Here is a 12,530-nt window from a genome sequence, read left to right as displayed (position 1 = left end):
TGTGCCACGATACGGAGTGAAGAAAGAAGGTGGTTCTCGATGGAGCTTGAAGCATGTACGACGGCGTGTCTCGGTGACAGCATGATGCCGTTTGTCGTAGGGGGAATCATCGTGGCCGCCCTCGTCGTCCTCATAATCGCCTTCGTGCTCATGAAGCGCAGGAAGTAGGAGTCGTTATGACGAGCACAGGCAAGCTCATCATCTGCCCGACACCGCTGGGAAACCTCGGCGACATGACCGATCGCGCCCTTAGGGCGCTGCAAAACGCCGATGTCGTCTGCGCTGAGGATACGCGCGTCACGGGCAAGCTGCTTGCCGCCTTCGGCATCAAGAAACGGCTCGAACGCCTCGATGAACAGGCGCTGTCGACGCAGGCCGACCGTATCGTTGGGAGAGTGGAGCACGGCGAGACGATCGTGTACGCAAGCGATGCGGGTATGCCGGGGGTTTCGGATCCGGGACTTCGACTCGTGCGGGCTGCTCAGGACGCAGGCGTTGGCGTCGAAGTGCTGCCGGGCCCGACTGCCGTTGCGACCGCGTACGTGGCAAGCGGCACAGCGAGCCCCCGTTTCTACTTCGGGGGGTTCTTTCCCCGCAAAGCCGCTGAACGCACCGAAGCGCTCACCAGGCTCAAAAGTCTCGATGCCGCGCTCATCTTCTACGAAAGCCCGAAGCGGCTCGCCTCGACGCTCACCGCGATCGCCGAAGCGTTCCCCGAACGCGAGGTTGCGGTATGCCGTGAGCTCACCAAGCTCCACGAGGAGGTCGTGCGCATGCCTTCGGTTGAGGTCGCTCGCCTATTCGAAGCGCGCGAGCGCGACGCGGCCATTAAGGGCGAGATCGTCATCGTCATCGGCGGTCCGAGCGAGCGCGAAGCGGTGGCCGACGAAAAAGAGGCGCTCGAGGCAGCCAGAATGCGGGCGGAAGAGCTCAGGCACGAAGGCGGTTTCACCAAAAAGGACATCACGGCGGCGCTTCAGCGGGAGTTCGGCATTTCCCGCAACGACGCGTACGGAATTGCGATCGGGTAGGGCAGCGCGGTGGATGAGACGTTGGATGGTCCGATAGGCAAGCAATTCGCGCGCTACGTTTCGCTCAACGTGTTCGGTATGATCGCCATGTCGGTCTACATTCTCGCCGACACGTTTTTCATCGCAAACGGGGTGGGGGCCGACGGCCTCGCCGCGCTCAACTTCGCCATTGTCATCTGGACTATCATGCAGGCCACTGGACTCATGCTCGGCATCGGAGGCGCGACGAAGTTCCAGGTGTTCAAATCACAGGGAAACACAGGTGCTGCAAGCCGTACGTTTTCAAACGCGGTTATGCTCGCCCTTGTTGCCGCCGCGGTATACCTTGTGGCGGTGAATGTGTTCGCCACCCCGATCTCGCATGGCCTCGGTGCCGATGCCGATACGCTGGAGCTTACGAGCACATACCTCCGGGTCATCTTTTGTTTTGCGCCGTTCTTCCTCATGAACAACGTGCTTTTGCCCTTCGTGCGCAACGACGGCAGCCCGCAGCTTGCGATGGCCGGCATGATCCTCGGAAGCATGGCGAACATTCTGCTCGATTACCTGTTCATCATGGTGTTCGAGTGGGGTATGTTCGGTGCGGCGTTTGCGACAGGCATCGCCCCCATCCTCAGCATGGCAGTGCTTTCCATCCACTTCATCAAGCGCAAAAACACGTTCACGTTTGTAAAAACAAGGCCCGATTTCTCCTTGATGAGAAGCATTGCGGCGCTAGGCATCTCGTCGTTCATCGTCGAAATCACGGGCGGCGTCGTGTTGTTCATCTTCAACCTCATCATCCTTTCATTCGAAGGGAACACGGGCGTCGCCGCCTATGGAATCGTGGCAAATCTGGCGTTCGTCGCCACAGCGCTGTTCGTGGGCACGGCGCAGGGTATCCAGCCGCTTGCTTCGCACAACTACGCGCAGGGCCATACGGGCAATCTGAACAAGGTGCTGCGGTATACGCTTCTGACTGCACTTGTTATCTCGGTGCTCGTCATCGCAGTGGTATGGCTGTTTGCCGATCCGCTTGCGGCGGCGTTCAACCGCGATAACGATCCTCGTCTCACCGCGCTGGCTGCGGACGGCATGCGCATATACTTCGTCGGCTACCTGTTCGCGGGTGCGAACATCGTTGCGGCCGCGTTCTTCAGCGCGGTCGAGGAGCCTGCGCGCGGGCTCGCCATATCGATCGTGCGCGGGTTCGTCGCCATCGTCGCGTTCGTGTTCGTGCTTGCTGCGCTGTTCGGAATGACAGGCGTGTGGGCCACGTTTCCGGCAGCGGAGGCTGCAACCGCGTGTTTGACGGCCTTTTTCCTCGTGAGGTTTGTGCGCAAGAGGGGCGTGCGCCGTGCTGGGTAGGAAGAAACCCACCTCCGGGCGGCGGTCGTTTGAGGGACGCATGCACGCGGACAAAAAAGCGGAGAAGCATGCGCGTGCAGGCAGGCAAGCGGGGGCGGGCGCGGCTCAACGCACCGCTTCAGGTGCAGCCAGGCGTGCGGGCGCGGGGGCGAAACTTGGCGAGCGCGCGATCGAGGTGAACGGTATGCCCGTGGCCCTTACGGTGAAGCGCATCAAGAACGTGAATCTTCGGGTGAAGCCCGATGGAAGCATTGCGGTGTCGGCGCCGCCGTGGGTCTCCGATGCTCAGATCGCCTCGTTCGTCACCGAGAAGCAAGGCTGGATCGAAGCGCGCAGGCAGGCACATGCCGCGTCGCCGTACGGCCTTGCGCACGAAGCGACTCCCGACGAGGTGTTGGCATGGCGTGCGGCGGTGAAGGCCGCGGTGCCGAGCCTTGTGGCAACGTGGGAGCCGGTTATGGGCGTGCGCGCGGGCAAGCTCGCGTACCGGAACATGACGAGCCGATGGGGCAGCTGCAATCCGAAAACGGGCCGCATCTGCATCAACGTGCAGCTTGCGAAGTATCCGCCGGAGTGTTTGGAGTACGTGGTCGTTCACGAGCTGTGCCACTTGCTCGAGCGCGGACACGGGCCGCGGTTCAAGGCGCTCATGGATGCGTATCTTCCCGATTGGCGCGAACGGAGAGCGAAGCTGCGCGGATAGGTGCCGCGCCATGTTCGCTCGTCGGGGTCGATGCCGTCAATGCCCCGTTGCCCGCCTTCAATTCGCCAGTTTCGTGACGCATCGGCAACCGAACGGTTGACAAAGCGCCGATGTGCCCATAATGGGGAAATGGACCGTCCACCTGAAACACCGGATCCGACCGTCGTCGGTACTGCCCCTTTGCGCAATGAGGATTCCCCCATCGAATCCGGTATGCCCAAACGCAGGCGGACGATCGTGCTTGCCACGATGATGGTCGGCACGTTTATCGCATCGCTTTCGCAAAGCATGCTCATTGCGGCTCTGCCCACCATCATGGTGCAGTTCGGTGTCGATGCGACACTCGGACAGTTGCTTACCACGTCCTACATCTTCACGCTCGGGCTGATATCGGCCATGACGGCGGCACTTATCGGCAAGTTCAACACGAAGTACCTCTTCATGATCGCCATGACCGTTTTCGTAGCAGGGTGTGCGGCGGCGCTCGTCGCTCCCAATTACTGGCTTTTGCTCGCTGCGCGCCTGCTGCAGGCGGGGGGAGCGGGTGTGGCGCTTCCGCTTGTGCAAGTGGTGGCGTTGTCGGTCTATCCGAAAGAACAGTATGGGCGCGCTATGGGCATGGTGGGCCTCATCATCGGCTTTGCGCCCGCCATTGGGCCGACGGTTTCCGGATTCATGATCGATCTGTGGGGATGGAAGTCGATTTTCATCATTCTCGGGTCAATCGTTGCCGTCATCATCCTCGTATCGGTGTTCGTGCTGCGCGATGCTGCCGAACACGAACGGGAGCGATTCGATACGCTTTCGGCCATGCTCTACACCGTCGGGTTCGTGTGCTTCATGGTGGGGGTGACCGCGGTGGAGTCGCTCGGACTCGACGACGTTCGCGCCTACATCCCCTCTATTCTCGGAACGGTTGCACTCGTCGTGTTTGCCCGGCGGCAGTTCGTCATCGATAATCCGCTGCTCAAGCTTTGCTGTCTGAAAAACCGTCAATTCGGCATCGCGACGGTGCTTGTGGTGGTCACGCAGGTGGCGTTGATGGTAGGCGCGATCATGGTGCCGTTGTTCGTGCAGGACATCCAAGGCAAAAGCGCAACGGCCTCGGGTCTGACCATCTTGCCGGGTGCTATGCTGCTCGGATTCCTCAACCCGCTTACGGGTCGCCTTCTCGACAAGTACGGCGCCCGGCCCCTCATCGCCGTCGGATGCACGCTGCTTATTCTGGGGACGCTTGTGTTCGTGAAGCTCGGGACGGGCGTTCCTGCATGGATCGTAACGGTAACGTACGGCATCCGCATCATCGGGGTCGCATGTCTCATGATGCCGATGACGGCGTACGGATGCGCCGCGTTGCCGAGCGACGACCTTGCGCAAGGCACCGCGATCATGACATCGTTTCGTCAGATATTCGGTGCGATCGGAAGCTCGATCCTCGTGTCGGTCATGGCGGGCAACGCCGAAGCATCGACGGGGATCGATTTGTTCGGATTCGGCGTGAGTTTCGAGGTTCAGGCTGCTATCGTGTTCGTTGGACTTGTCGTGGGGCTCGCTTTCGTCCCGCATAAGCGAAAGACTGTACCCAAGAACGCCTGAGAAGAAAGCGAGCACATGAACAACGATATGCATCCGGCGCGCGAGCGCCTGGCATCCGGCGAATGGTGCGATGTGGCCGATCCCCTGATGGGTCGCGATCTCGAGCATGCCCGTGCGGTTGCATGCCGATTCAATACCGACCAAAGCCTGACAACCGACCAGCGAACCGATCTTCTGCGCGACGTGTTCGGATCGATCGGCGAGGGAGTGACGCTTTCGCTTGGGCTCTGGTTCGATTTCGGCTACAACATACACATCGGCAAAGGGAGCTTCGTCAATTTTAACGCAGTGTTTCTCGACGGTGCCCCGATTGTGCTCGGCAACGACGTATGGGTCGGGCCGAATGTCACGTTTTCGACGCCGATGCATCCTTTGCTTGCCGAAGAGCGCGTGCCGTTCTCCGACGAGACGGGAGATCACTTCTACGAGCGTTGCGAGCCCATTACGGTGGGCGATAACGTGTGGATCGCCGCAAACGTTACGATCAACCCGGGCGTGACCATCGGCGAGGGCGTCGTGATCGGATCGGGCAGCGTTGTCACCAAGGACATCCCTGCGCGTACGATCGCATACGGTAATCCATGTCGCCCCGTCCGCGAGATCACCGAAGCGGATCGGATCGGGTTGAGGCTGTGAAAGGGCGGTCTGTCCGAAACACGCTGCACTCGCATTCTGTGGGACAAGTCTGCATGGCAGTCGGACCAAATACCTTGGGTTATCGACGCTGTGCGCTAGAAGTAAACTACCTGTTCAAATGCTTATCTCTACCGTTTTAGGAGAGGGCAATTCAGGAAAATACGTTGTTTTTGGAGTTGTGGCTTTCCCCTTCGATTCGAACAATCAGGATAACGGGCGAAACGTGCCCGCATCGAATCGGAGGGAAAGAGGAAGTCATGGCAAATCAGCTGAATATGGATCGACGGCATTTTCTTGCAGGTGTGGCGGGTGCAACGGCTTTGGGTGTCGCGGGATGCTTCGTCGGGTGCTCTCCTGCGGCCGAAGGAAAATCGGATGCGGATGGTGCGGATCAGACGGCGGCTCCATCGAACGAAAACGCGCCAGCGGGCAAGAAGGACTGGCTCGGCATTCCGCCGGAGGTAGCCGACGTAAGTAAAACCGTCGATGCCGAGGTCGTCATCGTCGGTGCCGGGGTTGCGGGGCTTGCGGCTGGACTTGCTGCCATTGAGAACGGCGTGAAGCCGATTATTCTCGAGAAGGGCCAGACGTCTCGTTCGGGCGGCGGAGTCCATGGTGCAGTCAATACGAAGCTTCAAGCAGAGAGCGGTATAACGTTCACGGTTGAAGATATCGACAAATTCATCAAGGCCGAGATGAAAAATTCCGGCATGAACGCCGACGAATCGCTTTTGCGTGTCTGGGCCGCTGAAAGCGGAGCTGTCCTTGACAAGATTGTCGAGCTGACGGCGGCAGATGGAGTTGAAAGTCGTATCAACACGCTTCCTCTTCCCGATTACGATCAAGAAGAGCAGGAATACTTCACCGAAGGAGCTTATCCCGTCGGCCATGCAGTCGGTCCTGGTGATGCAAATGGACCAGCTATCGATGCGCTTACGAAAAAAATCCAAAGCGAGGGCGGAGAGTTCTACTATTCGACTCCTGGCGTTGCTCTTATCCAGGATGAAGCTGGCAATGTTACGGGGGTTTACGGTCAGCAGAACAACCAATACATTCGGTTCAATGCGAGTAAAGGCGTAATCGTTACAACGGGAGAGTACGGAAACAACCCCGACATGGTCGACGAATTCGTACCGCAGGTTGCGGGGCTTGGCCTCAACTGCTTCTATGCACCCCCCGTTAATACGGGAGACGGCCATAAAATGATGGTTTGGGCGGGTGCCGAGATGCAGCGCCCTCCCCATGCGCCGATGACTGCGTGTACGTTCCTCGTTCCACAGCCTGTTCCGTTTTTGCTGGTCAATAAACGAGGGGAGCGGTTCCAAAACGAAGCGAGCAGCAACTTTATTGCATTCAATTCGGTTGGGCATCAGCCCGATATGACAGCATTTCAGGTGTTCGACTCGCGCTGGGCGGATGTATGCAACGAGTTAAAGGTGATGACATGGGAAAATACGTTCCTTCCCGATGCTGAAAAGAAAGCCGCTATCGAAGAGGCTTCGCTAAAAGCGGATACGCTTGAAGAGCTTGCAGCGTTGATGGGAATCGATCCCGCAGCGTTTGCCGAGACGGTTGCTCGACGCAATGCGCTTGCCGATTCGGGCCACGACGACGATTTCGGGCTGCCACTCGATCGACTTGTCGCGACAAAAATTACGGATCCGCCGTTTTTTGCTAATCAAAACGTTCTCATTGGCTATGGCGTTTGCCTCGGTGGCGTTTGGGTAAACAAGAACATGCAGGTGCTCAAGAAAGACGGATCGCCGATTGACGGGCTGTACGCTGCGGGCAATACGGTTGGAAGGCGATTTGGAACGAGCTACTTTCAGGAGCTATGCGGCCTGAGCAACGGAATGGCCGATGCTCATGGGTACGTAGCAGGCCGTTCGGCGGCAACGCGAGCGTAAACCCGTTTCATTTCCTCTGTGCAACGGGGGTGCGTGCAACTCTGCGTGCCCCCGTTCGCTCTGCGGGCGGGGTTTCGTTTATAATCTCGGTGGGAGCGTTTCGCGTATCGAGGGAGGGCGATGAAACGTATCGGTGCTTTGCCGCTGCTTAATTCGAGGTACGTGCTGACCATGATCGGTTTCGGTCTGTATTGGTCGTGGGTCGATTGCGCTCTGTTCATGCCGATACTATACGAGCCGATCGCACAGGGTGCTGTTCAGCTTTCGGTCCTTCATTTGACAGTGATGGCGGTTGCGGTTGCCGTATCGGCGCTCGCTTCATTGGCAAAGAAAAACGTTCCGCTTTTGTCGAAACGAACGATCGTTTTATTTTCGCTGCTCTGTTTTTTCGGGAGCGGGTGTATCGTGCTAGCGAGCGTGCACTACTCCGAATTCGCGATAGCGATGGCCGCACTAACATGCGGATTAGGCATGGGAATCGGTGCGCTCTCCTGGGGATATCTTATATCGTCGTATCGCGTAGAGGGCGCAAGCATCTGTATACCGGGAACGTTCGTCGCAGCAGTATTGTTTGGGTTCGTCGTCACGCTGATGATCCCCGCTGCCGCTCGTATGATCGTCGTGCTTCTTCCGATTGCGTCGGGGTTGCTCTTGGTGTTGACGTTGCGCATCGGGAAGAGCGAGCGGATTGCCGCTTTTGACGCCGAGGACGAAAAGGCTGAAAACGATTCCGAGAGCGTCGCGATTCTGGGCGAGGTACCATTGCGCTTCCTCGTAATCCTATTCCTGTTTTGCGCAGCGTTTGGCATCATGCAATATCTTCTTGTTCTCCCCCATGACGGGGCGGACTCGATTGTGGGATCGAACATTGCGGTCCGAGGACTCATATCGCTTGTAGTACTCGTCGGGTTTGGCATATTCTCGTGGAAACCCGATATATCCTACAGAATTGGGCTGCTTCTTATCACAGCAGGATTCCTTGCCGCCCCGTTTACGAAGAGCATTTCTTTTTCGAGCGTTGTTGTTATGGCGGGGTACACGTGCTTCGACATGATGGGCTGGATTGTCGTTGCGGCGCTAGTCGCCCGGCATTGCATGGATGCGACGCGTATTATTGCGATTGCACGCGTTGCGGCTTTAGGTGGCGTGCTCGTTGGGGGAGTCGTTGGTTCGCTATTGGTCCCCTGGGCATGGTCAGATGACGCCAATATGGCAATAACGATGACCGCTGTCGCGTATCTTCTGGTAGCCGCTGCGGTTTTGCTGCTGTATGGGGGCTCTTCAAGCGTGTGGGGACTCATGAAGAAAGAGTCGGTGACGATCGATGTGGTCCAGCAAGCAACAGATGAGTCGGTTCGCAGCCTTGCCGCTCGGTATCGCCTTACGCCGCGGGAAACGGAGTTGCTTGGCTTGTTTGTTTCGGGAAGATCGATTCCCTGGATTGCCACAAAGCTCGGTGTGTCCGAAGGCACGATCAGATCGCATACGCGTCATATATACGAGAAAACGAATGTGCATTCTCGTCAGGAACTGATCGATTTCGCGCAGAAGGAAATCAGAGAGCGTGTCGATCGGGAAAGCTAGCTTTCGGTTAGGGATCAACCGCGTGCAGCGGCTTGTGGCTTCTCGTCTGCGGTGTAACCGAGGTAAACCAGAGTGGGGGTGAGGGACTCGGACGAAGGCAGAGGCAGAATCTGCGCAGCAGATGGTTCCGGACGTACACAGTGCGCATGATGAAAACCTTTAAAAAACTCAGCGAACCTACTGCTTTCGGAATGAAAATCAGTGAATCCGTGTCTGTTTCAGTACAAAATGACGTTTGCGAACGATCTTTTATAAAGATAGTTGTGTGCGAGTATTTTTGATCAGGTATATCGCCTAACTTCCCTATTTGGAGAAGCGGATTCAGGAGAAAAATCCGTTCGCAAACGTCATTTTGTACTGAAAAGCGTCCGATCTGCCGGGAATTGGATGATAGGCCCCATGCGTATCTTAGGTGGGATGCCGTGGGGCCGGACGCTCGCGTCGAGAATGCGGCGAAGATGGGTCTTGGATCGTCGGTGCATGCAGAAGTACTTGTACGGTATTGTGCGAGAAGGTAAGGTTGCTGAAGGTCGTTTGGGCTTGGGCATCCGAAATACTGCTCGCGCTGGCGCACGGCGCGGGTGTGCGGTGCCTGCATGAGCCTGCTAAATCATTTCCATCTGGGCGAGCGTGGTGTTGTACCAATGCTCCCAATTGGGTGGGCAGTACTTCTTCGCAGCGTCGACCGTTATCGTGTAGCCGTAGCCTCGTGCGAGTCCGCGAACGTGGGCATTGATGGCTTCTTCCCAGCTCGACCAGCTTATAGTGCCCCAGCCCCAAGCGTTGTGGGGATAGGCGCATGCAGCGCCTTTGGAGCTTTCGGTCAGCGAGATGGCAGGCGACCAGCGGGGGTCTACGCCGTAGTTCCATGCGGCTTCGGCGAACGTTTTGCCCTGGCCCGCCAGAGGTGAACCGGAAAGGTAGGCGTCGATGCGCGGCGTCCATTCGTTGACGAACGCCTGCTTGTCGGTCGACCAATCGACGTTTTCGCTCGGGCTTTCGGGTTCCTGCGTGACCGAGCCCGAGCTGCTCGGTTCATCGAGCTTCTGCTCGGTTTCTTCCGCTGCCTTCTTCTCGGCCTCCGCAGCTTCTGCCACCTTGGCCGCCTCTTCAGCGGCTTTCTGCTCGGCAGCTGCGGCTTCTTCGGCTTTTCTCTGCGCTTCTTCGCGTGCCGCTTGAGCGCTCTTAAGCGCGTCTTCGGCGCGGATCTTCTCGGTTTCGGCTTCCTGCTTCTTGTCTTCGAGATCCTTCTCGGTGTCTTCGAGCTCTTGTTTCATACTCGTGAGCCGATTGATCTCGTTCACGTTCTTGGTATGGATGCGGTCGATGTACTCGTAGGTGGTAAGGAAATCCTCGATCGTCCCCGCACCGAGCAGCATATCCATAAGCGAGAATCCCTCTTGTTGCAGGTTGTAGAGCGCTTTCAGGGCATCGCCGCTCTTTTCCTGCTGTGCGGGAAGGTTTGCGTTCAACTCGTCGATACGCGCATGGGTGTCTTCGATCTGCTGTTCCACGGCTTCCAGGTTGGCGACCGCCTCGTCGTACTCAGCAGCCGTTTGCTCGATTTTCTGTTGGAGCTCGTCGGGTTCGGCAATGATGGGATTCGTTTCGGCCTGTGCGGAAGCAGGGCTGAGCGACGGAAGTGCAAGGGAAAACGCAAGGACGAACGCAGCGAGGCATGCGATAGCCTTGCGGGCGTCGAACGTTGGCACGGTGCGGTTGTTGTGTAGTGTAGCCATACGAATTTCGAAGTATACCCGACGGTTATTCGTGCTTTGCCGCACGTCATGAAAGCCACACAAGCCGCTGAGCTTGTCCTGAGCGTATCCAGCGACGCTTCAACTTGCGGCCGAAGCCAGGTGAATGCATTGGCGGTTGCAGACCGAGCGGACCGTGCGCACAGGTATCGGTTGTTCTTATGGCGGCATATCGAACGGTTATGACTGCCTCGCAGAATCCTATTTCACCCATCTTCGGCGCGCGTCGTACACTCTTCTCGTTGGCATTCCATTTCAAGGAGGGATCTGGATATGAGTAACGAAACCGCATCGCACAACCATGCACAGACCAAGGGAATCAGCAGGCGCGACGCGCTCAAAGGCGCGGCCGTCGCTGGCATCGGCATGCTGGGTGCAACCGCGCTTGCCGCCTGCTCGCCCGCAGAAACCGGCGCAAGCACATCGACTTCGACCGATTCGACGACCTGGGACAAAGAGGTCTCTGTTCTCGTAGCGGGAACGGGTACGGCAATCCATGCGGCCATCGCCGCCGCCGAACTCGGCGCGGAATCGGTGCTTGTAGTTGAGAAGGACAAGGCGATGTTCGGCGGCACCTCGGCCACGTCGGGCGGAGGCTACGCGCTCGCGATGCTCGAGTTCAACGAAGCCGAAGGTATTTCCGATACCCGCGATCAGGTGCTCGAATACATGAAGCTCGTCGGCGATTCGCGCATGGACGAGAACGTGCAGGCGGCCTTCGTGGATAACGCGAACGATTTCTGCCGCTTCGTCCTCGATACGCACGGTTGGTCGAAGTGGGGCCACATCAACAAGGCGTTCGGCGATTACTACGAACTGTATCAGGGTTCGCTTCCCGATGCGTTTGGCCGTGGAAGCTGGTACCCCTTCGATGCGAACGGCGAATATCTGGCCGCGCCGGCCCAGTGGACTACATACCAAGAGTACGTGAAGGGCAGCGATGCGATCGAGCTCGCTATGGGCACCTCGATCGAATCGCTCGTTACTGATGCGGAGGGAGCCGTGATCGGCGCAAGGCTTTCCGACGGCACGAGCGTCAAGGCAAACGCCGTCATTTTGGGTACGGGCGGGTTCGAGCACAACGAGGATATGCGCCGCTTCTTCCTGCCCTTCCCGTACTACCGTTCGAATGGCTCGATGAACAACACAGGCGACGGGCATCGGCTCGGTGCCAAGGTGGGCGCACAGCTCGCCTACATGGATACGACGTTCGGCAACCCGTACTTCGATACCCAAAAAGAGTGGGAGCCCGGTGCGTTTCGCTACGACAACGCGGGAAGCGACGCCTTTGCGCCCCGCGGGTTCCCGCACAGCGTCATCGTGAATCGCAAGGGCAAGCGCTTCTGCGACGAATCGACGATGTACGATACGATGAATCGCGCGTTCGGCGTGTACGATACAGGCACGATGGAGTACGTCAACATACCCGGCTTCTGGATCTGCGATGCGACGTATGCGCAAACGTTCCTTCTACCCGGTTATTCGACACCGGCTGAGCTTCCTGAGTTCGTGTTCGCGTTCGACTCGCTTGAAGAGTTGGCCGAGGGCATGGGCATCGACAAGGAAGGTCTGACCGCTGAACTGGCTGCCTTCAATGAAAACGCGGCTCGCGGCGAAGACCCGCTGTGGCATCGCGGAGAGAAGGCTGCGAGCGCGAACACGCTTGCCATGATGAGCGGGCTCATGTCGCTTCCCGATGCCGAGATTCCTGAAACCGTGCTCGGCACGATGCAGGATCCCCCGTTCTACTGCTGCCGTTACGTCCCGGGTATGATGGGTGGTACGCGCGGCGGCCTGCACATCAACGAGAACGCGCAGGTGCTCGACGTCGACGGTAGTCCGATTGCGGGATTGTACGCGGTCGGCAACTGCTCGTCGGGCGTTGCGGGCTACTGGGCGGGCGGCTCGACGCTCGGCCAGGGTGGGGTTATGGGGTATGTGGCGGCTAAGCACATCACGGGGGCATAGC

At 58.2% G+C, this 12,530-nt stretch carries 10 protein-coding genes; 9 read left to right on the top strand and 1 reads right to left on the bottom strand.

Features of this window, described 5'->3' with window-relative positions; all coding sequences use genetic code 11:
• Positions 1–39: 39 nt before the first annotated feature.
• The 8 genes from FJE54_RS16210 (at position 40) to FJE54_RS01420 (ending at position 8,804) form a co-directional block, all read left to right on the top strand.
• On the top strand, positions 40–168 hold the full coding sequence (locus tag FJE54_RS16210) for a hypothetical protein (protein ID WP_255467157.1): 129 nt from the start codon (positions 40–42) through the stop codon (positions 166–168).
• 8 nt (positions 169–176) lie between these two features.
• Complete coding sequence (gene rsmI / locus FJE54_RS01450; protein ID WP_139650838.1) at positions 177–1,031, top strand: 16S rRNA (cytidine(1402)-2'-O)-methyltransferase; 855 nt, start codon at positions 177–179, stop codon at positions 1,029–1,031.
• Positions 1,032–1,040: 9 nt separating this feature from the next.
• Complete coding sequence (locus FJE54_RS01445; RefSeq protein ID WP_255467156.1) at positions 1,041–2,378, top strand: MATE family efflux transporter; 1,338 nt, start codon at positions 1,041–1,043, stop codon at positions 2,376–2,378.
• 40 nt (positions 2,379–2,418) lie between these two features.
• Positions 2,419–3,081 carry a M48 family metallopeptidase gene (locus FJE54_RS01440; RefSeq protein WP_139650836.1) on the top strand — a complete coding sequence of 221 codons (663 nt, stop codon included), beginning with the start codon at positions 2,419–2,421 and terminating at the stop codon, positions 3,079–3,081.
• Positions 3,082–3,210: 129 nt separating this feature from the next.
• Positions 3,211–4,677: a DHA2 family efflux MFS transporter permease subunit gene (locus FJE54_RS01435; RefSeq protein WP_139650834.1), complete on the top strand. Its 1,467-nt coding sequence runs from the start codon at positions 3,211–3,213 to the stop codon at positions 4,675–4,677.
• Between the two features lie 15 nt (positions 4,678–4,692).
• Entirely contained in the window at positions 4,693–5,313 is a 621-nt protein-coding gene (locus FJE54_RS01430) for a sugar O-acetyltransferase (protein WP_139650832.1), read from the top strand.
• Positions 5,314–5,570: 257 nt separating this feature from the next.
• On the top strand, positions 5,571–7,220 hold the full coding sequence (locus tag FJE54_RS01425; protein ID WP_139650831.1) for an FAD-dependent oxidoreductase: 1,650 nt from the start codon (positions 5,571–5,573) through the stop codon (positions 7,218–7,220).
• A gap of 120 nt (positions 7,221–7,340) precedes the next feature.
• On the top strand, positions 7,341–8,804 hold the full coding sequence (locus FJE54_RS01420) for a response regulator transcription factor (RefSeq protein ID WP_139650829.1): 1,464 nt from the start codon (positions 7,341–7,343) through the stop codon (positions 8,802–8,804).
• A 605-nt stretch (positions 8,805–9,409) separates the two neighbouring features.
• Here the strand turns inward: FJE54_RS01420 and FJE54_RS01415 are convergent.
• On the bottom strand, positions 9,410–10,543 hold the full coding sequence (locus tag FJE54_RS01415; RefSeq protein ID WP_255467155.1) for a coiled-coil domain-containing protein: 1,134 nt from the start codon (positions 10,541–10,543) through the stop codon (positions 9,410–9,412).
• Between the two features lie 291 nt (positions 10,544–10,834).
• On the opposite strand from FJE54_RS01415, the gene FJE54_RS01410 reads away from it, so the two are divergent.
• On the top strand, positions 10,835–12,529 hold the full coding sequence (locus FJE54_RS01410) for an FAD-binding protein (protein WP_139650827.1): 1,695 nt from the start codon (positions 10,835–10,837) through the stop codon (positions 12,527–12,529).
• Position 12,530 lies beyond the last annotated feature (1 nt).

The sequence above is a fragment of the Raoultibacter phocaeensis genome (genome assembly GCF_901411515.1).
Lineage (GTDB): Bacteria > Actinomycetota > Coriobacteriia > Coriobacteriales > Eggerthellaceae > Raoultibacter > Raoultibacter phocaeensis.
Note: the sequence above shows the minus strand (reverse complement) of the source record. Positions and strands in the feature narration are given on the sequence as shown.

What these genes read in the sequence shown, in the direction of transcription:
- FJE54_RS16210 (WP_255467157.1), top strand. Translation starts at nt 40, where the DNA reads ATGGAGCTTGAAGCATGTACGACGGCGTGTCTCGGTGACAGCATGATG.
- rsmI (WP_139650838.1), top strand. Translation starts at nt 177, where the DNA reads ATGACGAGCACAGGCAAGCTCATCATCTGCCCGACACCGCTGGGAAAC.
- FJE54_RS01440 (WP_139650836.1), top strand. Translation starts at nt 2,419, where the DNA reads ATGCACGCGGACAAAAAAGCGGAGAAGCATGCGCGTGCAGGCAGGCAA.
- FJE54_RS01435 (WP_139650834.1), top strand. Translation starts at nt 3,211, where the DNA reads ATGGACCGTCCACCTGAAACACCGGATCCGACCGTCGTCGGTACTGCC.
- FJE54_RS01430 (WP_139650832.1), top strand. Translation starts at nt 4,693, where the DNA reads ATGAACAACGATATGCATCCGGCGCGCGAGCGCCTGGCATCCGGCGAA.
- FJE54_RS01425 (WP_139650831.1), top strand. Translation starts at nt 5,571, where the DNA reads ATGGCAAATCAGCTGAATATGGATCGACGGCATTTTCTTGCAGGTGTG.
- FJE54_RS01420 (WP_139650829.1), top strand. Translation starts at nt 7,341, where the DNA reads ATGAAACGTATCGGTGCTTTGCCGCTGCTTAATTCGAGGTACGTGCTG.
- FJE54_RS01415 (WP_255467155.1), bottom strand. Translation starts at nt 10,543, where the DNA reads ATGGCTACACTACACAACAACCGCACCGTGCCAACGTTCGACGCCCGC.
- FJE54_RS01410 (WP_139650827.1), top strand. Translation starts at nt 10,835, where the DNA reads ATGAGTAACGAAACCGCATCGCACAACCATGCACAGACCAAGGGAATC.